This is a genomic window from Marinobacterium jannaschii DSM 6295 (genome assembly GCF_000620085.1).
GTDB classification, from domain to species: domain Bacteria; phylum Pseudomonadota; class Gammaproteobacteria; order Pseudomonadales; family Balneatricaceae; genus Pontibacterium; species Pontibacterium jannaschii.
Genome location: NZ_KK211067.1, coordinates 179,264 through 202,651, shown reverse-complemented (window position 1 = coordinate 202,651; position 23,388 = coordinate 179,264). Strand labels below are relative to the sequence as shown.

At 56.2% G+C, this 23,388-nt stretch carries 26 protein-coding genes; 11 read left to right on the top strand and 15 right to left on the bottom strand.

Features of this window, described 5'->3' with window-relative positions; all coding sequences use genetic code 11:
* Positions 1-140 precede the first annotated feature (140 nt).
* From Q354_RS0121565 to Q354_RS0121555, 3 genes are all read left to right on the top strand, one after another.
* On the top strand, positions 141-1,337 hold the full coding sequence (locus tag Q354_RS0121565) for an aspartate aminotransferase family protein (protein ID WP_027859420.1): 1,197 nt from the start codon (positions 141-143) through the stop codon (positions 1,335-1,337).
* A 49-nt stretch (positions 1,338-1,386) separates the two neighbouring features.
* Entirely contained in the window at positions 1,387-2,316 is a 930-nt protein-coding gene (gene argF, locus Q354_RS0121560) for an ornithine carbamoyltransferase (RefSeq protein ID WP_027859419.1), read from the top strand.
* A gap of 89 nt (positions 2,317-2,405) precedes the next feature.
* A complete protein-coding gene (locus Q354_RS0121555) occupies positions 2,406-3,320 on the top strand; it encodes a LysR family transcriptional regulator (protein WP_027859418.1) in 915 nt (304 codons plus the stop codon).
* Between the two features lie 52 nt (positions 3,321-3,372).
* On the opposite strand, the gene Q354_RS0121550 is transcribed toward Q354_RS0121555, so the two are convergent.
* Both Q354_RS0121550 and Q354_RS0121545 read right to left on the bottom strand, forming a co-directional pair.
* Positions 3,373-3,552, bottom strand: coding sequence for a DUF2986 domain-containing protein (locus Q354_RS0121550; RefSeq protein ID WP_027859417.1), 180 nt, complete (start codon positions 3,550-3,552; stop codon positions 3,373-3,375).
* 97 nt (positions 3,553-3,649) lie between these two features.
* Positions 3,650-4,294, bottom strand: a complete 645-nt coding sequence (locus tag Q354_RS0121545; protein WP_027859416.1) for a cation transporter — start codon at positions 4,292-4,294, stop codon at positions 3,650-3,652.
* Positions 4,295-4,381: 87 nt separating this feature from the next.
* Here Q354_RS0121545 and Q354_RS0121540 point away from each other — a divergent pair, with 87 nt between their 5' ends.
* Positions 4,382-4,810, top strand: a complete 429-nt coding sequence (locus Q354_RS0121540) for a MerR family transcriptional regulator (RefSeq protein WP_027859415.1) — start codon at positions 4,382-4,384, stop codon at positions 4,808-4,810.
* Positions 4,811-4,842: 32 nt separating this feature from the next.
* On the opposite strand, the gene phnP is transcribed toward Q354_RS0121540, so the two are convergent.
* The 3 genes from phnP to Q354_RS0121525 all read right to left on the bottom strand — a co-directional run bounded on the left by phnP (position 4,843) and on the right by Q354_RS0121525 (position 7,217).
* The gene (gene phnP, locus Q354_RS0121535) at positions 4,843-5,646 is read right to left on the bottom strand and encodes a phosphonate metabolism protein PhnP (protein WP_027859414.1); all 804 of its coding nucleotides are present in this window, start codon (positions 5,644-5,646) and stop codon (positions 4,843-4,845) included.
* Between the two features lie 5 nt (positions 5,647-5,651).
* Entirely contained in the window at positions 5,652-6,242 is a 591-nt protein-coding gene (phnN, locus tag Q354_RS0121530; protein ID WP_027859413.1) for a phosphonate metabolism protein/1,5-bisphosphokinase (PRPP-forming) PhnN, read from the bottom strand.
* A 591-nt stretch (positions 6,243-6,833) separates the two neighbouring features.
* Positions 6,834-7,217 (bottom strand): carboxymuconolactone decarboxylase family protein, encoded by a 384-nt coding sequence (locus Q354_RS0121525; protein ID WP_027859412.1) that lies wholly within the window; start codon positions 7,215-7,217, stop codon positions 6,834-6,836.
* Positions 7,218-7,512: 295 nt separating this feature from the next.
* Here Q354_RS0121525 and Q354_RS0121520 point away from each other — a divergent pair, with 295 nt between their 5' ends.
* Together Q354_RS0121520 and Q354_RS0121515 are read left to right on the top strand one after the other, a co-directional pair.
* Positions 7,513-8,871, top strand: a complete 1,359-nt coding sequence (locus Q354_RS0121520) for a class II 3-deoxy-7-phosphoheptulonate synthase (RefSeq protein ID WP_027859411.1) — start codon at positions 7,513-7,515, stop codon at positions 8,869-8,871.
* Complete coding sequence (locus Q354_RS0121515; RefSeq protein ID WP_027859410.1) at positions 8,868-9,194, top strand: YqcC family protein; 327 nt, start codon at positions 8,868-8,870, stop codon at positions 9,192-9,194. Before Q354_RS0121520 ends, Q354_RS0121515 begins: the two co-directional genes overlap by 4 nt.
* 105 nt (positions 9,195-9,299) lie before the next feature.
* On the opposite strand, the gene Q354_RS0121510 is transcribed toward Q354_RS0121515, so the two are convergent.
* The 6 genes from Q354_RS0121510 to Q354_RS27680 form a co-directional block, all read right to left on the bottom strand.
* Positions 9,300-9,704, bottom strand: coding sequence for a CBS domain-containing protein (locus Q354_RS0121510; RefSeq protein WP_027859409.1), 405 nt, complete (start codon positions 9,702-9,704; stop codon positions 9,300-9,302).
* Positions 9,701-10,051: a P-II family nitrogen regulator gene (locus tag Q354_RS0121505; RefSeq protein ID WP_027859408.1), complete on the bottom strand. Its 351-nt coding sequence runs from the start codon at positions 10,049-10,051 to the stop codon at positions 9,701-9,703. Before Q354_RS0121505 ends, Q354_RS0121510 begins: the two co-directional genes overlap by 4 nt.
* Positions 10,052-10,066: 15 nt before the next feature.
* Positions 10,067-10,867, bottom strand: coding sequence for a DUF1538 domain-containing protein (locus tag Q354_RS0121500; RefSeq protein ID WP_027859407.1), 801 nt, complete (start codon positions 10,865-10,867; stop codon positions 10,067-10,069).
* Positions 10,867-11,568, bottom strand: a complete 702-nt coding sequence (locus Q354_RS0121495; RefSeq protein WP_036231042.1) for a DUF1538 domain-containing protein — start codon at positions 11,566-11,568, stop codon at positions 10,867-10,869. Before Q354_RS0121495 ends, Q354_RS0121500 begins: the two co-directional genes overlap by 1 nt.
* A gap of 242 nt (positions 11,569-11,810) precedes the next feature.
* The gene (locus Q354_RS0121490) at positions 11,811-13,094 is read right to left on the bottom strand and encodes an outer membrane beta-barrel protein (protein WP_027859405.1); all 1,284 of its coding nucleotides are present in this window, start codon (positions 13,092-13,094) and stop codon (positions 11,811-11,813) included.
* A gap of 109 nt (positions 13,095-13,203) precedes the next feature.
* Positions 13,204-14,571 carry a hypothetical protein gene (locus Q354_RS27680; RefSeq protein WP_051560511.1) on the bottom strand — a complete coding sequence of 456 codons (1,368 nt, stop codon included), beginning with the start codon at positions 14,569-14,571 and terminating at the stop codon, positions 13,204-13,206.
* 304 nt (positions 14,572-14,875) lie between these two features.
* Here Q354_RS27680 and Q354_RS0121480 point away from each other — a divergent pair, with 304 nt between their 5' ends.
* From Q354_RS0121480 to Q354_RS0121470, 3 genes are read left to right on the top strand one after another with little or no spacing between them, the layout of a single operon-like run.
* Positions 14,876-15,457, top strand: a complete 582-nt coding sequence (locus Q354_RS0121480; protein WP_245601107.1) for a transglutaminase-like cysteine peptidase — start codon at positions 14,876-14,878, stop codon at positions 15,455-15,457.
* Positions 15,458-15,504: 47 nt separating this feature from the next.
* A complete protein-coding gene (locus Q354_RS0121475) occupies positions 15,505-17,532 on the top strand; it encodes an HD domain-containing phosphohydrolase (RefSeq protein ID WP_027859403.1) in 2,028 nt (675 codons plus the stop codon).
* A 48-nt stretch (positions 17,533-17,580) separates the two neighbouring features.
* Positions 17,581-18,636 (top strand): DUF3549 family protein, encoded by a 1,056-nt coding sequence (locus tag Q354_RS0121470; RefSeq protein ID WP_027859402.1) that lies wholly within the window; start codon positions 17,581-17,583, stop codon positions 18,634-18,636.
* Positions 18,637-18,707: 71 nt separating this feature from the next.
* Here the strand turns inward: Q354_RS0121470 and Q354_RS0121465 are convergent, their stop codons facing one another.
* From Q354_RS0121465 to Q354_RS0121450, 4 genes are all read right to left on the bottom strand, one after another.
* Positions 18,708-19,523, bottom strand: a complete 816-nt coding sequence (locus Q354_RS0121465; protein ID WP_245601106.1) for a replication protein P — start codon at positions 19,521-19,523, stop codon at positions 18,708-18,710.
* On the bottom strand, positions 19,441-20,847 hold the full coding sequence (locus tag Q354_RS28795) for a DnaT-like ssDNA-binding domain-containing protein (protein ID WP_051560509.1): 1,407 nt from the start codon (positions 20,845-20,847) through the stop codon (positions 19,441-19,443). The genes Q354_RS0121465 and Q354_RS28795 overlap by 83 nt, the downstream gene beginning before the upstream one ends.
* 144 nt (positions 20,848-20,991) lie before the next feature.
* Positions 20,992-21,399, bottom strand: coding sequence for a CBS domain-containing protein (locus tag Q354_RS0121455; RefSeq protein ID WP_027859400.1), 408 nt, complete (start codon positions 21,397-21,399; stop codon positions 20,992-20,994).
* 123 nt (positions 21,400-21,522) lie between these two features.
* Positions 21,523-21,873, bottom strand: coding sequence for a 4a-hydroxytetrahydrobiopterin dehydratase (locus Q354_RS0121450; RefSeq protein ID WP_027859399.1), 351 nt, complete (start codon positions 21,871-21,873; stop codon positions 21,523-21,525).
* Positions 21,874-22,031: 158 nt separating this feature from the next.
* On the opposite strand from Q354_RS0121450, the gene Q354_RS0121445 reads away from it, so the two are divergent.
* Positions 22,032-22,601 carry an alpha-ketoglutarate-dependent dioxygenase AlkB family protein gene (locus Q354_RS0121445; RefSeq protein WP_036231032.1) on the top strand — a complete coding sequence of 190 codons (570 nt, stop codon included), beginning with the start codon at positions 22,032-22,034 and terminating at the stop codon, positions 22,599-22,601.
* A gap of 34 nt (positions 22,602-22,635) precedes the next feature.
* Complete coding sequence (gene nfsA / locus Q354_RS0121440) at positions 22,636-23,376, top strand: oxygen-insensitive NADPH nitroreductase (RefSeq protein ID WP_036231027.1); 741 nt, start codon at positions 22,636-22,638, stop codon at positions 23,374-23,376.
* Positions 23,377-23,388: the final 12 nt, after the last annotated feature.

The window sequence follows — 23,388 nt, the reverse complement described above, 5'->3', positions numbered from 1 at the left end:
AAATACAGACCGCCTGTCAGGCAATCGCGCACAGGTCAGATTTGCAGATATCGGTGGTTGAACAGAACTTGTTCACACAGTAGTATCGGGTCTTTATGGCAGCTGGTAGCTGCCTTTTTGCGTTGTAGGGAGCAGAGATTATGGCAGCAGAGCCAATCATGAATACTTATAACCGCCTCTCCGTCGCCTTTGATCACGGCGAAGGGGCCTGGTTGTACGATACGGACGGCAATAAATACCTGGATGCCCTCAGCGGTATCGCAGTCTGCGGTCTTGGCCATGCTCATCCGGCCGTTACCCACGCGATCAGCGAACAGGCATCAAAACTGATCCACACCTCGAACCTGTACACCATTCCTCTGCAACAGCAGCTGGCGGAGCGACTGACCCGCATCTCCGGCATGGATAATGTGTTTTTTGGCAATTCAGGTGCCGAGGCCAACGAAGCCGCGATCAAGCTGGCACGTCGTTATGGCCATCAGAAAGGTATTGATCTCCCTACCGTCATCGTCATGGAAGGCTCTTTCCACGGCCGTACAATGGCAACGCTGTCGGCAACCGGCAACCGCTCTGCCCAGGCAGGCTTCGAGCCACTGGTAGGTGGTTTTGTCCGTGCGCCCTACAACGATGTTGAAGCTATCCGGAATATCGCAGCCAATAATAGCAATGTAGTCGCTATTCTGGTCGAACCGATTCAGGGCGAAGGCGGTGTTGTAATCCCGGCCGACGACTACCTGAATAACCTGCGCGATATCTGTGACCAGAACGGCTGGCTGCTGATGCTCGACGAAGTACAGACCGGCAACGGCCGCACCGGCGAGTATTTCGCTTACCAGCATAACGGCATCCTGCCGGATGTTGTGACGACTGCGAAAGGCCTGGGTAATGGTATGCCGATCGGTGCCTGCCTGGCCCGCGGCCAGGCAGCTGACATCCTAGTGCCGGGCACCCATGGCTCTACTTATGGCGGCAACCCGCTGGCCTGTGCAGCTGCACTGGCGACTGTTGATACCATCGTCGACGAGAACCTCACCGAACGCGCCAGCGAACTGTGCCAGCGCATCCTCAGCGGATTCCGCCAGCAGCTTGGCGATGCCAGCTACATCAAGGACATTCGCGGCAAGGGCCTGATGCTGGCCATCGAGCTGAATGAAGCCGGTTCAGAACTGGCGGTACTGGCCAAGGTTAAAGGCATTCTTCTGAATGTTACCGGCGGTGGTCGCGTGGTTCGCATGCTGCCGCCCCTGATTATGTCCGACACCGAAGCCGATCTGCTGGTCAACACCCTGTCCAGACTCATCAAGATCTACTGTGCAGATGAAGGCGCCGACGCCTGAGCTGCCCACAGGGGCGCAGTGAAGCGCCCCTTCTGACCGAGATATTTTTATGACTACCAGACACTTTCTGACTTTGCTGGATCTGTCTCCGGAAGAGTTGAAGCGTCTTATTGCACGCGCCACTGAGCTTAAAGCAATTCGCAACCGCGGTGAGATTTACGAACCGCTGAAAAACAAGGTTATGTCGATGATCTTTGAAAAGTCATCGACCCGTACCCGCGTATCCTTCGAAGCCGGTATGGCTCAGTTCGGCGGCCACGCCATGTTCCTGTCGCCTCGCGATACCCAGCTGGGCCGCGGCGAGCCGATCTCCGACAGTGCCCGCGTTATCTCCAGCATGGTCGATGTGGTGATGATCCGTACTTTCAGCCACGAGCTGGTAACCGAGTTTGCGGCCAACTCCCACGTACCGGTCATCAATGCACTGACGGATGAATACCACCCCTGCCAGCTGCTGGCCGATATGCAGACCTTCCTGGAGCATCGCGGTGATATCGAAGGCAAGACCGTGGCCTGGATCGGTGATGGCAACAACATGTGCAGCTCCTATATCAATGCCGCCCGTCAGTTCAACTTCACCCTCAATGTTGCCTGCCCGGAAGGCTTTGAGCCGGATGCCGAGCTGGTTGCGGCCAATGCCGATCGCGTCAATGTGATGCGTTCCTGCGAAGATGCGGTAAAAGGCGCCAGCCTGGTTGTAACCGACGTCTGGGCCTCTATGGGCCAGGAAGAGGAGCAGACGATTCGCGAAAAAGCCTTCGCCGACTACCAGGTGAACCCGGCGCTGATGGACAAAGCCGATAAAGAAGCTATCTTTATGCACTGTCTGCCAGCCCACCGCGGTGAAGAGATCAGCGAAGATATGCTGGACGATCCGCGTTCTGTTGCCTTTGACGAAGCAGAAAACCGCCTGCATGCCCAGAAGGCCCTGCTGGAATTTCTGCTTGTCACCTGCAAAGAAGAAGTCGCTGAGGCATAATCGGTCAGGCTGCCGCCGTGCAGCCTGACTCTGACATCCAGCCAGAGCATACTATACTTCGAGTCAGACCTGTCGTTAGGGAGCAACCAATGATCGAATTGCGTCATCTGAAAACACTGTCGGCCCTGCGCGACGCCGGTAGCTTAGTTGAAGCGGCTGAACGGGTTCATCTGACGCAATCTGCACTGTCTCACCAGATCAAGGATCTGGAAGACCGGCTCAATTGCTCCCTGTTTATCCGTAAGACCAAACCGATCTGCTTTACCAGCGCCGGTCAGCGCCTGCTGACACTGGCCGACGAGGTGTTGCCGATGATCCGCAATGCCGAGCGCGATATCGCCCGGCTGGCCGGCGGCGAGGCGGGACGACTGAATATCTGCATCGAATGCCATAGTTGCTTTGACTGGCTGATGCCGACCATCGACCACTTCCGCCAGCACTGGCCTGAGGTGGAACTGGACCTGTCATCCGGATTCTCTTTCCAGCCGCTGCCGGCACTGGCCCGCGGCGACCTGGATCTGGTAATAATTTCCGAACCGGAACCCCGTAACGGCATCGCCTATATACCGCTGTTCACCTATGAATCCGTGCTGGCAATCAGTAAGCAGCACCGCCTAATGGCACGGCGCTATATACACCCGGAAGATCTGGCTCAGGAAACCCTGATCACCTATCCGGTGGAACAGAACCGCCTGGATGTGTTCCGCTATTTCCTCGACCCGGCCGACGTCGAACCGGCCGCGATCCGTAATGCAGAGCTTACAGTTATGATGCTGCAACTGGTCGCCAGTGGCCGCGGTGTCGCCGCATTGCCGAACTGGGCATTGCATGAGTATCTGCAGCGGGAATATATCGCCTCCCGCCCACTGGGCGAGAAAGGAGTCTGGTGCACCCTTTATGCGGCAATTCGGGAAGACCAGAAGAACTCAGAGTTTATGGTTGATTTCCTTAACACCGCTAAAGAGGTCTCATTCCGTAACCTCAGCGGTATTAAGCTGGCCTGATCCGGCCGGACTGACCCTTGCTGCGACTGAGTATGGCAGTAATGATACCGGGTTAACCCGCTACTGGCCCGGTCTCGCCTTCACCTTCTACAACCTGTGCAGCCTCTTCCGCCTCCAGCTTTGCCCGCTCCGCCTTGGAGATATAGCGCGGTTTAGTGTTGGGCTGAAGCTTGGCATTAGCCTTTTTCGCTTTCTTGGTCAGAATCTCTTTTATCTTCTTGCGTCGGTTCATAGCAATGGCCGCCCTGTCTAAAATTCGCTGCAATGTACAGCCTGGTCGCTACATATTCAATAACGATCAGGCCTCCCAGCATCAAACAGCTGATTATCTAACCGGCACCATGACTATGGCCACTGTGCTCAGCAATGCTGAGCTTTTCCGCCCGCGCCTGCCTTACAATCTGCCAGGCCGACGACAGGAACAGTCCGGCCAATACCGCGGCCACTGCCAGGTCGGGCCAGGCGCTATCGGCAAACCAGACTCCGGAAGCCGCCAGCAGCACGATCAGGTTGCCGATAGCATCATTGCGGCTACAGAGCCAGACTGAACGCACATTGGCATCACCATCCTTGTAACGCATCAGTAACAGCACACTGACCAGATTAGCGGCGAAGGCAGCGATTGCTACGCCCCCCATGGTCATTGCATCCGGTGAGCTCACCACAAAAACCCGGTAAACAGTGCTGCCAAAAACCCAGAATGCCATGATCAGCAGGCTGTAACCCTTAATCAGGGCAATATTACTGCGCAGGCTGATGGCTTTACCTATCGCCCAGAGGCTGACACCGTAAGTCAGCGTATCACCGAGAAAATCCAGCGCATCGGCCTGCAATGCCTGTGACTGGGCCCCAATACCCGCCGCCATCTCGACCAGAAACATCAGACCATTGATGGCAATCACCCACCAGAGAATCCGTATATAGCCTGGATCCAGTCCATCAAACTTCGCCTTCCCACAACAGGACCCTGACATAAGCCGCCCCTCCTTAAAGGTTTTATTTAAGATAGAGGCAGTCTAATATCTACAGTAACTAGAGGTTCAAGTCGCAGGATAGATAAAATGTCAGACGCATATAGCATCGGTCAGTTATCCAAACTGACCGGTTGCAAGGTCACAACTATCCGCTGGTACGAGAAAGAGGGATTATTGCCCGACGCATCCCGCAGCGAAGGCAATCAGCGGCGCTACCATCAGCACCACCTGACGACACTGCGTTTCATCCGTCACGCCCGCGAGCTGGGGTTTGACCTGAATGCGGTCCGCCAGTTACAGCACCTGTCCCGGTGCGATAAGCACGACTGTCATGAAGCGGATCAGATTGCCAGCAGCCATCTGCAACAGGTGCAGCAGCGGATCAAGAGCCTGCAGGCCCTGGAAACCGAGCTGCAGGCGATGATCAGTCGCTGCCAGCAAGGTGATGCATCCCATTGTCAGGTACTGGAGGTACTGGCCGACCATAGCCTCTGCCAGCGCGATCATCAGGCCTGAATTAAGAGCAGAGCCCCAAAGCAGCGCCCTTGCTAGCCGATCAGTGCGCCCATGCGCCAGTCCCGACGCAGGCCTCCACAGTCCAGTGACCAGCCCATCTGATCTTCAGCCAGGTAAACACCGGCGGGCAGCTCGATCAGCTTCTGTGCAAACATCGCATCCAGCTCATGACTGATATGGGTCAGCACGGTTTTACCCGGCTGAAGGCTGTGATGTATCGCCAGCGCCATATTCAGATCGTTATGATTGCGCGGTGGGATCTCTGTCGGCGGGTGGGAGCAATCCACTACCAGCAGATCCGGCGTGTGCTGCTTCAGGTAGGCCTCTGTCTCCGGCGGCAAGCCGACAGTGTCTGTCAGGTAGGCAATGCTGTGATCGCCCTCTCGCAACAGGTAGCCAAAGGTGGGCTTGGAATGCTGCAGGGGCAGTGGCGTCAGCTGCAGATCTCCGAAATAAATGCTTTCGAATGCATTCAGTGGCGGCTGGAACGCAAGCATCCCGGGATGTTTCAGCAGATCGGCGCAGCCATTCTGATCTTCCGGGCCGAATACCGGTATGGTCGGCCCCAGCCCCCAGCGCAGGTGAAACAGGCCCTGCACATGGTCCACATGATAGTGAGTCAGCAGGATTGCATCCAGATCACCAGGTTTAAAGCGCTGACAGAGATCACTCAGACCACCATCCAGCAACAGTCGGCCACCGGCGCTTTCCAGCAACGCACTGCAGGGACGACGCACATAGCTGACATCAATACGGGCACGATAGCAGGCTTCACAGTCACAGCCATAAACAGGAACCTGGCGCACATCGCCGGTTCCCAGCAGGGTTATCTTCATAGATTCTACTCTTCCGAGCGCAGACTCCTGATCAGTTGCAGCAGGGCTTCCCCGGCCACAGTCAGTTCGGCTTCATTGCATATCCGTTGCAGATCAGGATGGGCGGGTGGTGCATACTGCTGCCCACGCTGAAGCCGCGCCTCAACCTCTTCAATTGATTCTCGCCCGCGATCCAGCAGGCGCTGTTTCAGTACCGGTTCCGATACGGTAATTAATACCGGCAGTAAATCCGGGTAGCGCTGACAGGCGGCCTCAAAATGTGCCCGCGAGCCATTCACCACGACATTCAGGCCATGCTCCAGCCAGGCATCCACTTCGCAGCCGATACCATAGTGCAGACCATGGCTTTTCCAGTGCAGGCTGAAGCAATGGTGGCGCAGCCGGTAGGCAAACTCCTCTACACTCAGCTCGACATGGTTTTCCCCTCCGGCATGCATGCTGCGAGTAATATAACGGTGGGCAAACATCACCTGGGCACCACCATTCACCGCCTGCCGGGCATAGCGCAGTAAACTGTCCTTACCGGAACCCGAGGCCCCCATCACATAGATCAGGGTTCCCTTGGTCGCTCTCCTTGCGGTGCTGTTTTCAGCCATGGTCATCCCCTGCAGTTAAGACCTGGTTACCGATCGTATAGCGTCCGCCAACTGGCTAAGGAGACAGAGGCAACTGGCCATATCGGCTGCGTCGACTATCCAAAGTATCGACTACAGTTTACAGCCGTTTTGCCCGGCAGCCGCTAGAAGATGTAACAGGAAGCAGAAAAGCACGGGCCCGGGATTATCTCCAGCGCCTGACGCTCTTATCATGACGGCTCATTCCAGCGCTGCCTGAACGTTGGAAGAATCCAGTACAGAGGCTTCAACAAGACACTGCAGTCAGCACAGCCGCTGATCAATCAGCATTACAACGCGAGCCTGTCCGGAGGGTGCCTGCAGTTTGCATTATCTGAGCCAGCAAAGAGGCTCAGCCCGGGCGGAGGCAAGCCTAAACAGGGCATGGTAGCGCCCTGATGCTTCAGTTTTGTGTAGCCGTTGTTACAACCCGATTACAGCGATCCCTGGAGGGCGTTTACAGGTTAATTACGCCACAGGCATCTTTAAGCCTCTTGCCAGAGACATTATGCCGATGTAAAGAAGTCGCGATGCCCGGCGGGACGCCAGGCAGGTGAGATAAAGTACAACCGGTCAGTGCTCCTGCTGCCAGGCATCAATCACTTCCTGGGCGGCACGAAAAGCTTCCTGTGCAGCCGGTGCACCACAATATGGCAGGCTGTGTAGCAAGACTTCCTGAATCTCCTCTACGCTGCAGCCATTTCGCAGTGCCCCCCTGATATGCCCCTTCAGCTCAGTCGGCGCCTTTAACGCAACCAGCATCCCGATTGTGACCAGGCTGCGTGTCTGGCGAGGCAGGCCGTCACGCTGCCAGGTAGAGCCCCAGGCATGTTCATTAATCCAGCCCTGCAAGGGCGCGGTCAATTCCGTGGTATTGTCGATCGCACGTTGCACGAACTCATCGCCCATCACCTCACGACGTACCTTCAGTCCGTTCTCAAAATCGTCTGCTGACATACTGCTTATTCTCCTCTGGTCCGGCATTCAATATGCCGGATAAATAGATCTGATCCTGTAACCCAGAGCCTGCCACGAATCGGCCCGGGCTGCGAGCCGACAAAGGGAGAACCAATGCGACCCAGTAGGAAAAACATCCGCAGTGACTGTATCAGCGTCGTCGGAACGCCCACTGGCCAGGCAACGGTGCTGAAATCAACCGGAAGCCCCTCTTGCCCGGCGCTCCCCCTTGTTTATTGGCCGCAATGCCTTACACTCTGGCGTTTCGTATATTGATTAGTCAGGATCAGCACTCATGCAGAACTGGACACCAGACAGCTGGAGAACAAAACCAATCGTACAGCAGCCGGTCTACCCTGATCAGGCGCAGCTGGCAGCCGTGGAAAACGAGCTGACCAACCTGCCGCCCCTGGTCTTTGCCGGCGAAATCCGCTCTTTGAAAGCGCAGCTAGCCGAAGTAGCCAAAGGCAATGCCTTTTTGCTGCAGGGCGGCGACTGTGCCGAGAGTTTTGCTGAGTTTAATGCCAACAAGATCCGTGACACGTTTAAGGTGCTGCTGCAGATGGCAGTGGTTCTGACCTTTGCCGGCAGCTGCCCGGTGGTGAAGATTGGCCGTATGGCGGGCCAGTTCGCCAAACCTCGCTCCGCCGGCACCGAAACCATCGACGGTATCGAACTGCCAAGCTATCGTGGCGATATTATCAATGGCATCGATTTCACTGCGGAAGCGCGTACGCCAGATCCTCAGCGCCTGCTGCGTGCCTACCATCAGGCAGCCTCTACTCAGAACCTGCTGCGTGCCTTCGCGCAGGGCGGTCTGGCTGACCTGACCCAGGTACATAAATGGAATCTGGGCTTTGTCGAGCAGAGCCCGCTGGGTGAGAAATACCAGCACCTGGCCGATCAGATCGATCAGGCTCTGGGCTTTATGCGTTCCTGCGGCATTCACCCGGAAAACACGCCGCAGCTGCATGAAACCACGCTCTATACCTCCCACGAGGCGCTGCTGCTGGGTTATGAGGAAGCGCTGACCCGTCAGGACAGCCTGACCGATGACTGGTACGACTGTTCCGCGCATATGCTGTGGATCGGTGACCGTACCCGCCAGCCGGATCACGCCCACGTAGAGTTCCTGCGCGGGGTGAAAAACCCGGTCGGCGTCAAGGTGGGGCCCACCACCAGCACCGACGATCTGATGCAGCTGCTCGATACCCTGAACCCGGAGAACGAAGCTGGCCGTATCACACTGATCGCCCGCATGGGTGCCGACAAGATCACCGATCACCTGCCAGCGCTGGTCCGTGCCGTTAAGGCCGAAGGCCGCCAGGTGATCTGGAGCTCCGATCCGATGCACGGCAACACCATTAAGGCTTCCAGCGGCTACAAGACCCGCAGCGTTGATGCCGTGCTGAAAGAGATGAAAGGCTTCTTCGAAGTACACAATGCCGAAGGTACCCATGCCGGTGGCGTTCACTTCGAAATGACCGGCCACAATGTGACCGAATGTATCGGCGGCGCCTACCAGATCACTGAAGCGGGTCTGGCTGACCGTTACGACACTTTCTGTGACCCGCGCCTCAATGGCGAACAGTCGCTGGAACTGGCATTCCTGATCGCCGATACCCTGAAAGTGGCCCGGGGCAACGGTAAGTGAGCCGGAACTCCACTGTCACGGCCCTGCTGCGTCAGATCCGCATGGAGATGCAGATGCTGCAGCTATGGGGCACGGAGCAGCCATCGCCACAGGCGATGGCCAGCACCGAACCCTTTGCGGTCGATGCCATATCATTCGATGACTGGCTGCAGTGGATGATGGTGCCGCGTCTGGAAACAATGCTGCAACAGGGTCAGTCCCTGCCGCACAACAGCAATATCTCAGCAATGGCAGAAGAAGCTTTCAAGCACCTCTCTGCCGATACCGATGAACTGCTGGGCCTGGTTCAGCAGTTGGATGAAGCGCTCAACCTCAGGCACTGAGAACAGCGCTAAGCTTGTGGCTAAACGCACCAAGCCATACGCCAAAAAGCAAAAGCCCCGGCCATTACTGACCGGGGCTTTTTCGTATCCGAAGGTAATGCTTGCTTAATCCGCCAACATCCCTTTCATCACAATCTCGGTATAGCCGACAATGCCCTGCACCTCGCCATTGGCGATCACCGGAGCTACGGAGAGGCCGAAGTTCTCAAACAGGCGCGCACAGTAACGTACATCCATTCTCGGCTCGACCGCCACCACGGGCTTGGCCATCACTTCGTAAACGTTTACACGCTCAGGTGCACGGTCCTTCGCCACCACCTGCTTGGCGATATCGGACAGTAGCAGGATGCCGTATTCGTCATCCTGGTCTCGCTTATTAACGATCAGGACATCAACATTCTCCTGACGGTAGAGGTCCATCGCCTCGCGGACGGTTACCAGGCCATCGACCATCGCATAGCGATCGGTCATTACATCCTTTGTACGCACAACTTTACGCTCTGTGCTCATAGCTCGTTCTCCACCACGTTACTCAAAGTCTGAATCTGATGCGCCACGCCAACGGCATCTTCGACATCCAGCTGAATCGCAATCCCCTGCCCCGGCTCATCATCAAAACCGGCAACCGTTGCAATAGTTTCGAGAATCTTGCGACTCAGGTGCTCCTCAACGATAAACAGCAACACATCGCGCTGGGTATCCAGTGAGAGTCCGAAGAAGGTCTTGGTCTTGTTAACACCTTCGCCGCGGGCGTTGTTAATTACCGTAGCGCCGGTAGCACCGGCCTCCCGGGCGGCTTTCATGACCTTGTCTGTTTTGGCATCTTCGACGAACACCAACAACAGTTTGAAATGCATGATTGTTTCTCCTGCTCAATCAGTGAGCACAACATTACTTTGCTTGCGTTTAACGCGTTTAGCCTGCCACGCAGTCAGCTGGGCATAGCCCATCACACTCATCATCGGGAACAGGCTGGCGAAGGCGATCAGGCCAAATCCATCGATCAATGCGCTTCGCCCCGGCACTGTTTCCGCCAGCCCCAGCCCCAGAGCCGCCACCAGCGGCACGGTAACCGTCGAGGTGGTCACGCCGCCGGAGTCATAGGCCAGCGGTACGATCATCTTCGGTGCAAACATGGTCTGGATCACCACCACCACGTAGCCGGAAATAATGAACCAGTGGATCGGGTAGCCGGTCACGATGCGATAGGTTCCCAGGGCAATACCAACAGCCACCCCCAGGGCAACCGCGATCCGCAGTCCCCAGACGCCAATGGCACCACCGGACACTTCATTCGCCTTGATAGCTACCGCAATCAGCGATGGTTCGGCAATGGTGGTACTGGCTCCGATGGCAAAGGCAAAGATGTAGACCCAGTAATAGTCCTGCCACTGCAGTACCTCACCGGCCGCACTGCTCCAGCTGCGGATAAAGTCCGGGTCGGTCAGCTGCTCAGCCATCATACGGCCAACCGGGAACAGCGCTTTCTCCAGCCCCAGCAGAAACAGCGCCAGGCCGAGGATGACATAACCAAACCCGATCAGAACCCGCTTCAGGTTGGGAATCGGACGGCGAATAACCCCAAACTGGAAGAAGAAGATGATAAAGGCGATCGGCATTACATCCCGTACCGTCGACAGGGTGATATCGATAAGCTGTGTCATGAACTCCATCAGATCACCATCCCGTATGCCATTACGAAGATCATCGGCGTCAACGAGGCAAAAGCGATCAGGCCAAAGCCATCGATCATCGGATTTCGCCCCTCGATCGAGGAAGCCAGTCCCACGCCCAATGCAGTCACCAGAGGAACGGTGATCGTCGAGGTCGTTACGCCACCGGAATCATAGGCAATACCGATAATCTCGCGCGGTGCAAAAGAGGTCATAATCACCACCAGCATATAACCGGCGATAATCATGTACTGAATCGACCAGCCCTTGAGGATGCGCAATACGCCCAACACGATTGCCAGCCCGACCGAGAAAGCCACCGTATAACGCAGGCCCGTGGCATAACTGGTACGCGCCGCTTCGCTGTCAATAATCATGCCGCCCGCCGAGGCTACGCTGGCTGCCTCGGCTGCAACTGCAATCAATGCGGGCTCGGCCACAGTGGTACCAAACCCCAGCGCAAAGGCAAACACCAGCAACCAGAGCACGCTGCCCTTACGGGCAAAGGCGGTTGCCATCGATTCACCAACAGGAAAAAGCCCCATCTCCAGGCCGTAGATAAAGAACGTCAGACCGGCGACGACACACAGCAGCCCGGTGACAATTCCAAAGAAATCAGGAATCGGGGTCTGTAAAACCACGACCTGAAAAAAACCGATGACTAATACAATTGGCGCAAGATCCCTCAAGCTGCCAATCATCGAGCGTCCAAGTACAATAAGAGAGCTACCCAAGCCCTTTGACTCCTTCGTCAATGAATCCGTTAACAATCCCTGAGCCGCTAAGTCCCTGTTTTTCAGGTGACTTTAACGACTGTATCGCGGGTTGATTTCAGATTACTGACAGATGCGGGAAAAGGCAAAGACCGAACGGTTTGTGACATCAAAGTATCGACTCAGATCAAAGTCTGAGCCGATATTTGTCATGGGACTTAAAGTAGTGTTTACAGTTTACGCGATACAGTCAGGCTGAGCTGGTCACGGTCGAAGTCATAGAGTGCAATATTGGAATCATTATCCAGATAGAGATAATCCAGATTCAGCTCCCAGAGGTTTTCGAACTGATGGCTGAAACCCAGCAACAGCTTGATCTCATCCTCATCGCGGCTCACAGGTGGCAGCGGCTCAGGACCATCATAGTCAGACTGACGCCAGCCCAGTCTGCCATAAACCTGACTGCGCGGTTCATACTGCCAGTTGAAACCGACAAACAATCCCGGCCCACTGTAGCTGTAGCGCTCGTTATCGGCATCATTGCTGATATATTCGATACCACCCTGCACCCCCAGGGTGTTGTTCATATAGCCATGTCCCAGAGCGATATCAAAGGCATAGTATTTGCTGTCACGTCCCTGATCGCCGGAGCGAACATAGTTACGATTGGCAATATCGACGCCTGCCGTCAGCTCGGTATGGGGATCGATAGACCAGGTTGCGCTGGGCATTAGCGAGAAGAAATTTGCCAGCTCGCTGCCGCCAAGGCGGATATGATCGTATTGCAGGTTCAGGTTACCGCGCCAGTTACCATTGGTGATCATCGCGGGTCCGGTCCAGAGGCTGAGGATATCCAGATCAAACTCATCCTCTGAGGTATAGCCACGGTGGTAGTAGTTCGCGCCACTTTGCCAGATAAAGATACCGGTACGTTCACCCAGCTGCTGGGTCATACCGGTGTGATAGCTATGATCAACCCCCAGGTTGACGGTTAAGGCCGTATCCTCTTCTGCAGAAGAGCCCGGTAACAGGGTCAGATCCTGCCCGTTGATATTGATGGTTTCACTATCCGGGCCGACGTTAACATTGCTGTCGAACAGCAGCCCGACTGCGATTGAGGCGCTTGATTCATGGCGGGGCTCAAGCTGCTTGGCTTCCTCCCGCACCTTCGCCAGAAAGGCCAGTATACTCACCCGCACATTCGGTGGCGTATCCGGATCATCCAGCACTTTCATCGCTTCAGCTTCAGCCTGCTGGTATTGCAAGGTCTGCAGATAAGCTACGGCCAGCTCCAGCCGCGCCCGGTTCAGTGCCGGCTGATTGTTAAGAACGGATTGGAAAGCTTTGATAGACGAATACGGCTTTCCGGCTTGTCGGTCTTCCATGCCCTGAGTAAAAAACTGTTCCGGGTCAAACGACGTCTCCTCTTCCGCCGCTACAGCGCCTCCGGTTACCAATGCCAGAGTCCCGGTTGCCAGCAGCACTTGCCGGCAAAGGTGTTTCATCTCAGTCATGCTGCCCTCCACAACTGTTCGCTATTTAAACAGTATAGGCATAACTGTAAAGAAAAAGGCGCCAATGGCGCCTTTTTGATACGAAACCGTTACATTTCTTTTGCAACGATTACTGATCCCCGGTCACTTTATCGAAGTCAGCACTGAAGGTCGTCACATGATGTGCGCCCTGAGTGTAGGCCGATGTAGATTTCTGGATATCCGCCACACCGCCAACCTTGTTGGCATTATCCCCAAACAGGGCGGCATTGACCTGGCCACTGATACTGTTGGCATCGGAGGCTGAGAGCTGGCCATCCCGGGCGACCAGATTAATTCCCGAAACCTGTCCGCCGGTGACGTTAAAGCCCACCCGTCCGGTGGCAATACGACTGCCATCCGAAGCGGTTGATACCATCACACCAGCCTTGTCAGCCCCGCCGTTGAAAGAGCCATCCCAGGTGACATCGGAGCCAAAGTGGATGGTAATTCCCACATCACCGCCGTACGCCGTCTGGCCGGCGTAGTGCGCACTGATATTCCCGGCAAGCCCTGTAACATCGAACAGGTCAATCAGCTTACGTCCGCCTAACACCGTGGTACGCCCCATGACGTATTGTCCGTTGGCACCACTGAAGGCAACCTCAAGTGGTTTACCTTTTCCGTTGCCACTGCCGTAAACCTTACCGTAGAGCCAGCGGCCTTCGGCGAAATCATCGATAGTACCCACTACTTCAAACAGGCCGGTACGGTTAGGCAGCCGTACTTCGGCGTAGATAGTCGCTGAACCGTTCTGTGCAATTTTGACGAAGTGTGGCCGGCTCATATCGATACTGCCGCCTTCTCCCTTCGGATAGACGGTAATCAGATTGCCTGTATTATCCAGGCGAATGCCCATGGCAGAAGGGGCACCGCTGTAACTGGCATCGGTGTCAAAATCGATCGCTACCGGATTATTGCTACAGCTGCCATCACCGGCCTGACACTGGGCCTCGACATACATTGGCATACGGCTGGCAAAGCCACATACAGCGCCTTCTTCACAGCCCAGTCCACCAAGATCGATCGGGGTAGGGTCCGGATCGCCGCCGCCATTTCCGCCGCCACCGTTACCGCCTCCACCACCGTTACCGCCTCCACCTCCGTTACCACCTCCGCCTCCGTTGCCACCTCCGCCTCCGTTGCCACCTCCGCCACCGTTGCCACCTCCGCCACCACTATTTCCACCACCAGCGTCAGGTGGAGTCGTCACGCCAGCGGCAAGCCGGGCGAGGAATTCCGGATCAAAGAATACATATTCATCATCGCCTTCACCGGCGAAAACCAAAGCTCCGGTCTCTTCCCCGCCTGCGGCAGGCGCCAGAGGTTTAGCCCAGATACCCCACTCATACACAGAGTCTTCTGCTACCTTTTCAGTATCAGCAACAGCCGCCGTGACAGGAGGGGTCATGAAACTCGCAGCAACTGTTGCTGCCAGCATAGTTTGTTTAAATTTCATCACAGACTCCTTTTCGTCACTCCATACCGATACGGGTCGCGTATACTGCTGCAGTCAGGTGAGTGCCGAAATCAGGTTTGGCGACTTGCCGTCACCATACATCAGTCCGGAAGTCCATTTGCGGGCTCGCATAATGCGAGTTTTGTGAAGCGGAAGTTGAGCCAGTGCTGTTTAGCCCGGTTACCACTACTGTCAAGTATAGTTATCATTTGGGAACAATTGATCAATTATTAATCAACAAAACGTATGACTATATGATGTGAAACTCATAATCCGCGATGTTGCCCTGACAGGTTGTTTACTTTTGTTTACGGAAAATGTCGCTGCAGACCTGTTTGGCTATAGTGCAGAACCCCAGCCAAACCTCTCAGATCTGCCCGCATGGAACAGTTTCAGCAACCGCCATCGGCTGCAGGATATGCCAGCGGCCCCCTGCCTTGCCGCTGGCCCTCAGGGCTGCCAGCTTTATCACTGGTATCAGCTATTGAATTCGCTTCGAAAGCGCCCCCGGGAAGAGCAGCTCCAGACGGTCAATCAGTTTGCCAACCGCATGCCCTACCGGCTCGACCAGGTGAATTATGGCCGCGAAGACTACTGGGCCAGTGTGACTCAGTTTCTCAGCCGCAGCGGTGACTGTGAGGATTACGCCCTGACCAAGTACCTGTCGCTGCGTTATCTCGGTTTCCCTGCCGACCAGCTCAAGGTGGTGATCGTTCAGGACACCAGTCTGGATACGCCCCATGCCGTGCTGGCCGTGGAGCAGCCAGGGGATACCCGGATCCTCGACAACCAGAGTGACCAGATACTGTCCCATCATCATCTGATCCACTATGTGCCGCTATACTCTTTAAACGAACAACAATGGTGGTTACATATTCCGAAATGAGCCGATAACCCCGTCACCGGGGTCAGGCTCACCATCAGGGTCAGGGTATGAAACGTTCTTTACTCGCTGCGCTGATTATCGTTGCACTGGTTTCCGGCACAGGTTTCATGCTGACCGAGCGTTTCTATGCCGATCAGGTCCGCCTCCAGCGCCAGCAATGGAGTGAAACCCTTAGCGGCATGGCCGGACAGCAACAGACCGCCATCGAACAGTGGCTGGAGCAACAACAACAGCCCTTTCACAACCTGTCCGAAAACCACTCCCTGCGCCTGTACAGCAGCCGCTTGCTACAGCAATCCAGTCTCACCCGCAGCACCGAAAGTGCCGAACTGACCTATCTGAAAAACCAGCTGCTGGCAGTGGCGGAACATGAACGCTACCTGCCACTGCAGAAACTGGAAGTTGAAGCGAACCTGCCGGGACACAGCCAGCGCTTTCTGGCCCTGATTGAGCCCAGCCTGCGCCCGCTGGTGAGTACCGCCGAAAACCTGCAGCTTTCCACGGCCCTGCAATACAGCCTGGAAAACAGTGTCCGGCTGCAGAGCGCCTCAGTTGCTCCACTGTGGGTTGGAACCGACGGCCAGCTCTATATTGGCTATGTCAGCCCGGTATTCAGCCTGCCAGCCTTCAGTGTGAAGCGGGAGTTACTGGCGATGCTGGTAGGACAGAAGCCGGTATCCAGTCACCTGGCCCGTTTGCTGCGACTTTACAATCAGGGTATCGGTACCCTGTCCAGCGTATTGCTGCAGCCTGACCACGAACAGCAACTGTTCTATATAGATTACTCTTCGGGCGACCAGAATCGCCTTAACCTCACGCCGGTCGCGGTATCAGAACAGCTGGTCGCGCGCAAAGCCGCACAACTGCCGGGGACGCTGGTCGAAGGGATGGATGAACACCGTCGCACCGTACTCGGCGTCAGTCGCCGTATCGGCAACAGTGATCTGGTGCTGCTCACCAGCGTACAGCTGTCTGAAGTGATACAACCGGCCAATCTGCAACGGGCACAGCTGCGCAGTCTGTTACTGATTTCCACCCTGATTATGCTGGTACTGATCACCGGTGCCTGGTGGTGGGGCAGCACCAGCCAGCAGCGGCGCCTGACGCTCAGGCTGGCGGCACAGACCCAGCAGCTTAAGCATCAGGCGGGATTACAACAGGCGATCAACGATCACATCCGTGACCTGGTTCTGATCGTCAACCGGAACCGGCAGCTGCTGTTTGCCAACAAAGCCCTGGCTGAGCGGCTGCAGATGCCTTTGGGGGATATGGACCACAAGACCCTCGCCGCACTGATCGGCCCCCACGATGCCGACCGTTTCGATCCGCCACTGGAGCAATGTTTCAGCCTGCAGCAATCGAAGACGATGCAGTTCAGCTATCAGCAGCACAGCTACAGCGCCAGCCTGCAACCGATGCAGTATGCGGCACAGGACGCGGTACTGATCAGCCTGCATGACATCACCCTGCAACAACGTCATCACCGGCGTGAAACCCACCTGTTACAGCAGATTATGCAAACTCTCTGTGCCGCTATCGATCTGCATGACCCTTACTCCAGCCGGCATTCAGGCAATACCGCCGAGCTGGCGAAGCAGATTGCCGACGTGATGCAACTCAGCGAATCGCAGCGCAGCACGCTGGAATATGCGGCCCGGCTTTCGAATATCGGCAAGCTGCTGATCCCACAACAGACACTCACCAAGCAAGGCGTGCTGAATGAAGCCGAAAAGCAGCAACTGGCGAACGAGATGAAGTACTGCCGTCAGTTTCTCAGCGGTATCGACTTTAATATCCCGGTACTGGAGACCATCCTGCATAAACATGAATACCTGGATGGCAGCGGCCGCCTCGGCCTGAGCGGTGCCCAGATCTCCACCGAGGCCAGAATCCTGACCATCTGCACTGACTATGTGGCCATGACCAGCCCCCGGGCCTGGCGCCGCAAAATCCCCGCCCGGGATGCAATCGACCAGATGCTGGCGGCACCGGAGCGTTACGATCGGCAGATACTGGCGGTACTGCTACAGATAACGGAGCGGGGACAGGGAATCTGCGATCCGCTTTTGCCCTGATCGCCAGACTGGTAAAATCAGTATTTTTGCCTGTGGCCGAGAGTAGAGATGTCAGAAAAAATTGAGTCAATGGTGGATTTTCTGCGCCAGAGCGGTGCCCAGATCCGTCTGTTTGATATGGGACGTCGTGTCACCAAACTGTCCACCAGCGAATTCAGCAAGATTGAGCAGGGCCTGACCCCCTACCCTCTGCCGTTTCTGCATCATGCCTGGATCGCCCTGATGATCTGGAACCCGAAACAACGCGAACAGAGTGTCGTCTGGTTCCTGAAACTGCCACTGGACGAACGCGGCTTTATCCAGACCGCCGTGCGCGACGATATTCTGCACCGCCTGCTGAAAAATATCGGCAATCTGATGGAACAGAAAGAGGGTGAACCGGATGCCATGCAGGACAATCCGTTTGCCTTTAAGCCGGATCAGGAAAAAATGGCGATCTTCCACGCCAACGCCACCCTGACCAGTGGCCAGCCCGCATCTAAGTACTACGAGTATGCCCAGCAGTATTTTGCCGGCCAGCTGGGCTTTGCAGACCACTGGCAGGGACTGGGATATCAGGGTATCGCTGATCTGGTGATCCGCCATGAAACCGGCAGCAACAGCGCAGTACTGGCCAGTGCCATCCCGCAGCTACCGGATGTGCCGTTCGAGATTCTCTGCACCTGCCTGGAAAATATCGAACCGGACCACAAGCTGTTCAGCGCCCTGACCGAGCGGGTCGAGAAAACCCTCTCCAGCCCGGACTGCAACGCCAATCGCGTTGCGGCAATGGTGCGCGGCATTTCCAACAGCCGAGACCAGGCGCGACTGAAACAGACCCTGCAACTGATTCTTGAAAGCGATTATGCACTGGAAGCGGAAGTGATTGCGGCCATCGCCACCCGCTGTCACGAAACCCTGCAGTATCCCGACCTGCTGAAACTGTTCCTCGAACGCCTCGCTGCCGGTAATGCCGGTCAGGTCGGTTTCTCCCGGGTGCTGGCCGATCTGATGTTTATGCCTGCCCTGCGCGCGCTGATTATGCAGGTATTCCGCAGCCCGGAACGCAGCGAAACCCTCTCCAATGCCATTGGTGAGATGTTCGGCTCTACCTTCGACAACTGATCCGCTGCACACACAAAAACGCCCGGCACAGTGTCCGGGCGTTTTTTGTCATTCCAAGCTCGTAGCTCGCTCTATTGATAGTCATCCGGCAGGCTGATCGGCAGCTTAAGCTCCAGCAGCTGCTTCTGCGCCAGCGCCTTAAACTTGGCCCGGGTACGGCTGCCCTTTGGCTTGGTCATAAAGTACAGCAGTTTGGTCGCCGTAACTTCATCCACCGACTGGGACTCCGACCACTGGCGGATAAACGCCGCCAGGGTATCATCACTCTTATTCTCCAGTGCCACCGGGACAGGCTCATCCAGCTCCTCTCCGGCCCGCACGCGACGGCAGATCACCTCGTAGTTATAGCGGAAGTCAGGTAATACCTGGCGCTCCTCCTCACTACGCAGGCGGAACCAGCCGGTCGCACGCCCGGCATGATAGATGGCCCGGTGGCTCCAGTGGTGCGCACTGGGTTTATCGGCATTCATACAGGCTTCGATATAGGCTGTGCGCACCGCGGGCAGGCCATAGTCGCCATTCAGGTCATTAAGGATGGCAATAAACTCTGAGACGGTCGGCATCCAGGCCAGGGTTTCCTTGCAACGATTGATCGCAGCAACCAGTTCCGCCTCGCTGTAACCCGAGAGGCTGAGCGCCCACTCCCGCTTCGCCAGGCGGATCTCATTTTCGCTCTCAAAGCAGCTTTTGAACTTATGCCCGTAGATCGCCATAAAACGGGCAAAGATCATATTGATCAGCGTCTTGGTTTCCAGGCTGATCTGGGCATTCTGATGCGGTGCACCGCCCTGAGGCCCGGATTGATTACCAGTCGGTGTCGCGGATGTCCATGATTGCCCGGGTGACCCGCTGGCGTTTTGCGCGAGAATCTGTGCGGGTGTTTTCATTGTTCACAAAACCTTTCTGTTGTTCCTGCTCTTGTCGCTGCTGGCGCCCGGCGGCGGTTTGCTTGTGTACCCACTCCCGCTTCACCCAACCGAGGAATTTTGAGTCCCAGTTAGTCTCCCGGCGATCTTTGTCCAGCCAGTACAGTATAAAGCCGTCAATGCATTCGCGGGCAAACTCTTCCGGAATTCCATGATGGGGCAGCAAGGCGAAGAAGGATTCCGACGGCTGCCAGCCAACAAAGATCGCATGCAGCTGCTGGTTACGTACTTCGCGCTGCTGGAAGATCTCCTGCAACTCATCAGAGGTTCTGGCACGGTTTGCCTGGCGGTTACGCGCCCAGCCAGTGCTGCCGCCAAAGGTCGGCGCAGGACCGCGTCCCGGTACCAGAGGTTCTGCCGGAGGTGGTACAGCTGGCATCTCATCCGGATAACGTGGCTGGCGAACCTGATGTACCGGCTGCATAAACTGCGGCGGCTCTTCGACCACCGGCAGACGATCAACCGGTTCGACTTCCACCCTGAAATCAGCGGAATCGAATCCGCCAGATTCACGCCCCGGCACCAGATCATCCAACAGCGATGCCCGGTGGTCAGTCGTGTCCGGCTCTCCGGCCGCCATCTCTTCAGCCAGCAGGCGTGACACCGGACGATCGAACTGAGGCGACGAATCCGGCAGATCCTGGACCGGCACATTAAGCAGCGGCGGCTCCGGTTCTTCCCGTTCCGGCATTCCCGGCTGCAGCGGTTCTGCGCTCACCGGCTCAGCTGTCGGCTGACCGGCAATATCCGCTGATTCAGCCGGCGCTGCAGCATCGGCAAACAGGGCGGCAGATCTGTGATCGGCAGTATGGCTGTCGGCCGGCTCTCGTTGTGCCGCGCCGATAAATATCGGAGGCTCTTCTTCCGGCTCAGCTGCCGTGGCATAGAAGCCGGATTCTGCCCGCGCTGAATCCACTGCGCGGTCATCGGCTGCGGCCGCAAGATTGCCTCTCTCTGTGGCGCGGGCCGTTGCCGGCACTTGAGGTTCCTGAGAGCCTGAGGCCAGAATCTCAAGCGTGACAATATCACCTTCGAAGGCTGCCTCCAGCGCCTGTTTGATCACCAGGCTATTGGTCAGCACGGCCAGCTTCTCTTCATCCCAGAACGGTACCAGCCGCAACCATTGCTGGCGTGACAGGGTCACCACCACCGAAGTTTCGCTGTCGCTGCCAGTCAGCTCAGCAAAGCGCTGATAGCACCCCAGCAACAGCGACTCTTCGAGGCCGAAGCGTGCGACCAGGGAGGGATAAACCAGCAGAGGTTGTTCGGGCATAGAGATAGACATCGAAGGGCATTCACCTTACATAAAAAGCCGCAATACTAATCATCCGCAACTGAACATTAACTGATCAGCTGCGATGACCTATTGCGGCTTTGTGGTTTGTTTCCGGCCGTCACTCAGGGATCAATACTGAGGACCGGCACGCCGTCAGCCATCCTGTGCAAAGACTTCAACCGCCCGCAAGATATCGCGGCGGCTGATCTGGCCCACCAGCCTGCCATTTTTGACAACCGGTAGCCGACGTAATCCTTCGTTTATAAACCGTTCAGAAACGCTAATGATATCAGCATCGTGCTCAACAGTATCTACTACGCCGGTCATATATTCTCCGACAACTCCGCCCTTCTCCTCTTCATGGTAGGTCAGCGCCAGAATTGCCTTAAGACAGTCGACCTCCGACAGGATACCGGCCAGGTTGCCGTCATCATCCACCACCGGGGCACCGGAAATCCGGTTTTCCAACAGGCTGTTGATCGCATCGAACAGGTCGGTTTCCGGTTTAAAGGTAATCACACCCTCTGTCATATAGTCGCTTGCTTTTACAGACCTCAGCATCTCGTGTTCTCCCTGATTCCTGAGAAATACTATCTGTTGCGCCACTCATACGTGGCGAACGCCAATACATATCCCGATCCTAGTCCAACACGGCGGGGTGACGTATTGATATCGATTAAGTGATTAAGTTTCGATCTCGGTGAAAAGCTGATCGCTGCGCGCTGCGCAGATAAAATCATTGCGGTGCAGTCCCCGGATCTTATGGGTATACCATTCCAGCCGCACGCTGCCCCAGGCCGTGGTAATCTGCGGATGGTGATTTTCAGCCTCTGCCAATCCCGCCACCCGGTTACTGAATGCCATTGCTGTTATAAAGTCAGCAAAACGGTAATCGCGCACCAGCCGCGGAATGTCATTACGTGTCACTATCGCCCAGTCGGGGATTTCGGCCAGCAACTGCCGCGCCTCCGTCTCGGTTACCTTCGGCGCTCCCGCCCGGCAGGCCTGACAGCTTTGCTCAACCAGATCACTCATAGTCCTCTCCCTGCGTTGTGTCTGCTGGCCGGATTCATAGGGCTCAGCGACGTCTTCTCACAGCATAGCCTGCCACCGCAACTCTGTGTTGGTACAGCCTTATACTTCTGCCGCGAACTCCCTTATGCTGAAAAATCAGTGTTACAGATTCAAGACTAATGGCCGACCACAGTATTCTGGAATATTACGAGCATTTTCTCAGCGCCGCCGAAGCCGATCAGCTGTTTAGCCAGCTCTACCATGAGATTCCCTGGCGCCAGGATACGATTCAGCTGTTTGGCCGCCCCCATAAGATCCCCAGACAGCAGCACTTTCAGGGCGAACCGGGGTTGCTCTACCAGTACTCAGGACTGGTGATGCACGCCCAGCCCCTGCACCCGGCGGTTGGCCGCCTTAAACAGGCGATAGAACGCCGTTGCGACGCCCGCTTCAATTGTGTCTTGCTTAACCTGTACAGGGATGGCGGCGACAGCATGGGCTGGCACAGTGACGATGAAGCAGAGCTGGGACAGAACCCGGTCATCGCATCGGTCACACTGGGCACACCCAGGCGTTTCCTGCTGCGCCAGCGGGAGGACAACAGCCTGCGGCGAGAGATCCTACTCGGGCACGGCTCTCTGCTGCTGATGGCCGGCGACCTGCAACACCAGTGGCAACACAGCGTTCCGAAAAGCAGGAAGGTGAAATCCGCGCGTATTAATCTGACATTTCGTAGAATAAGCGGCTGAACCCAGGCCAACGAGCATTTCCAAGGAAGCCCCCATGCAAAACGATGTTATCGATCTACTGAAGTCACATCGCTCAATCCGCAAGTTTACCCCGGAGACGGTTGACCAGGCCCTGGTTGAGCGACTGATCGAAGCCGGTCAATCAGCGGCCACTTCCAGCTTTATTCAGGCCTGCAGCGTAATTCAGGTAAACGATGCAGATAATCGCAGTCAGCTGGCCGAATGTGCCGGTGGGCAGGTTTACGTTGCACAGGCGCCGCTGTTTCTGGTGTTCTGTGCCGATATGCAGCGCCACCGGCAGGCATGCGAGATGCATGAGGCAGAGATGCAGAGCGGCTTTACCGAGCAGTTCCTTACCGCTTCACTGGATTGCGCCCTGTTTGCCCAGAACGTTATGGTCGCGGCCGAGTCACAGGGACTGGGTGGCGTCTATATCGGCGGCTTACGCAACCAGATCGCCCGCGTGGCTGAGCTGCTGGAACTGCCGGAACTGGTGTATCCGGTATTTGGCCTCTGCCTCGGCTACCCCGACCAGAACCCGGAGGTCAAACCCCGCCTGCCTCTGCCCGTGGTATTAAAACAGGACCGCTACGACAACCAGGCAGACCACGAACACCTGCAGGATTACGACAAGGAGGTGCGTGATTACTATCGCAGCCGCACCGGTGGCAATAAAGAGATGAGCTGGACCGAGCAGATATCCGGCATGCTGGTGAAGGAAGCGCGCCCGCACATGCTGCCGTTTCTGCAGCAGCGGGGCTTCCTTAAGAAGTAATCCCGATTAATA

Excerpts from the sequence above, each read along its gene's own strand:
- Q354_RS0121565 (WP_027859420.1), top strand. The coding sequence starts at position 141 with ATGGCAGCAGAGCCAATCATGAATACTTATAACCGCCTCTCCGTCGCC.
- argF (WP_027859419.1), top strand. The coding sequence starts at position 1,387 with ATGACTACCAGACACTTTCTGACTTTGCTGGATCTGTCTCCGGAAGAG.
- Q354_RS0121555 (WP_027859418.1), top strand. The coding sequence starts at position 2,406 with ATGATCGAATTGCGTCATCTGAAAACACTGTCGGCCCTGCGCGACGCC.
- Q354_RS0121550 (WP_027859417.1), bottom strand. The coding sequence starts at position 3,552 with ATGAACCGACGCAAGAAGATAAAAGAGATTCTGACCAAGAAAGCGAAA.
- Q354_RS0121545 (WP_027859416.1), bottom strand. The coding sequence starts at position 4,294 with ATGTCAGGGTCCTGTTGTGGGAAGGCGAAGTTTGATGGACTGGATCCA.
- Q354_RS0121540 (WP_027859415.1), top strand. The coding sequence starts at position 4,382 with ATGTCAGACGCATATAGCATCGGTCAGTTATCCAAACTGACCGGTTGC.
- phnP (WP_027859414.1), bottom strand. The coding sequence starts at position 5,646 with ATGAAGATAACCCTGCTGGGAACCGGCGATGTGCGCCAGGTTCCTGTT.
- phnN (WP_027859413.1), bottom strand. The coding sequence starts at position 6,242 with ATGGCTGAAAACAGCACCGCAAGGAGAGCGACCAAGGGAACCCTGATC.
- Q354_RS0121525 (WP_027859412.1), bottom strand. The coding sequence starts at position 7,217 with ATGTCAGCAGACGATTTTGAGAACGGACTGAAGGTACGTCGTGAGGTG.
- Q354_RS0121520 (WP_027859411.1), top strand. The coding sequence starts at position 7,513 with ATGCAGAACTGGACACCAGACAGCTGGAGAACAAAACCAATCGTACAG.
- Q354_RS0121510 (WP_027859409.1), bottom strand. The coding sequence starts at position 9,704 with ATGAGCACAGAGCGTAAAGTTGTGCGTACAAAGGATGTAATGACCGAT.
- Q354_RS0121505 (WP_027859408.1), bottom strand. The coding sequence starts at position 10,051 with ATGCATTTCAAACTGTTGTTGGTGTTCGTCGAAGATGCCAAAACAGAC.
- Q354_RS0121500 (WP_027859407.1), bottom strand. The coding sequence starts at position 10,867 with ATGGAGTTCATGACACAGCTTATCGATATCACCCTGTCGACGGTACGG.
- Q354_RS0121495 (WP_036231042.1), bottom strand. The coding sequence starts at position 11,568 with ATGATTGGCAGCTTGAGGGATCTTGCGCCAATTGTATTAGTCATCGGT.
- Q354_RS0121490 (WP_027859405.1), bottom strand. The coding sequence starts at position 13,094 with ATGACTGAGATGAAACACCTTTGCCGGCAAGTGCTGCTGGCAACCGGG.
- Q354_RS27680 (WP_051560511.1), bottom strand. The coding sequence starts at position 14,571 with ATGAAATTTAAACAAACTATGCTGGCAGCAACAGTTGCTGCGAGTTTC.
- Q354_RS0121475 (WP_027859403.1), top strand. The coding sequence starts at position 15,505 with ATGAAACGTTCTTTACTCGCTGCGCTGATTATCGTTGCACTGGTTTCC.
- Q354_RS0121470 (WP_027859402.1), top strand. The coding sequence starts at position 17,581 with ATGTCAGAAAAAATTGAGTCAATGGTGGATTTTCTGCGCCAGAGCGGT.
- Q354_RS0121465 (WP_245601106.1), bottom strand. The coding sequence starts at position 19,523 with ATGAAAACACCCGCACAGATTCTCGCGCAAAACGCCAGCGGGTCACCC.
- Q354_RS28795 (WP_051560509.1), bottom strand. The coding sequence starts at position 20,847 with ATGTCTATCTCTATGCCCGAACAACCTCTGCTGGTTTATCCCTCCCTG.
- Q354_RS0121455 (WP_027859400.1), bottom strand. The coding sequence starts at position 21,399 with ATGCTGAGGTCTGTAAAAGCAAGCGACTATATGACAGAGGGTGTGATT.
- Q354_RS0121450 (WP_027859399.1), bottom strand. The coding sequence starts at position 21,873 with ATGAGTGATCTGGTTGAGCAAAGCTGTCAGGCCTGCCGGGCGGGAGCG.
- Q354_RS0121445 (WP_036231032.1), top strand. The coding sequence starts at position 22,032 with ATGGCCGACCACAGTATTCTGGAATATTACGAGCATTTTCTCAGCGCC.
- nfsA (WP_036231027.1), top strand. The coding sequence starts at position 22,636 with ATGCAAAACGATGTTATCGATCTACTGAAGTCACATCGCTCAATCCGC.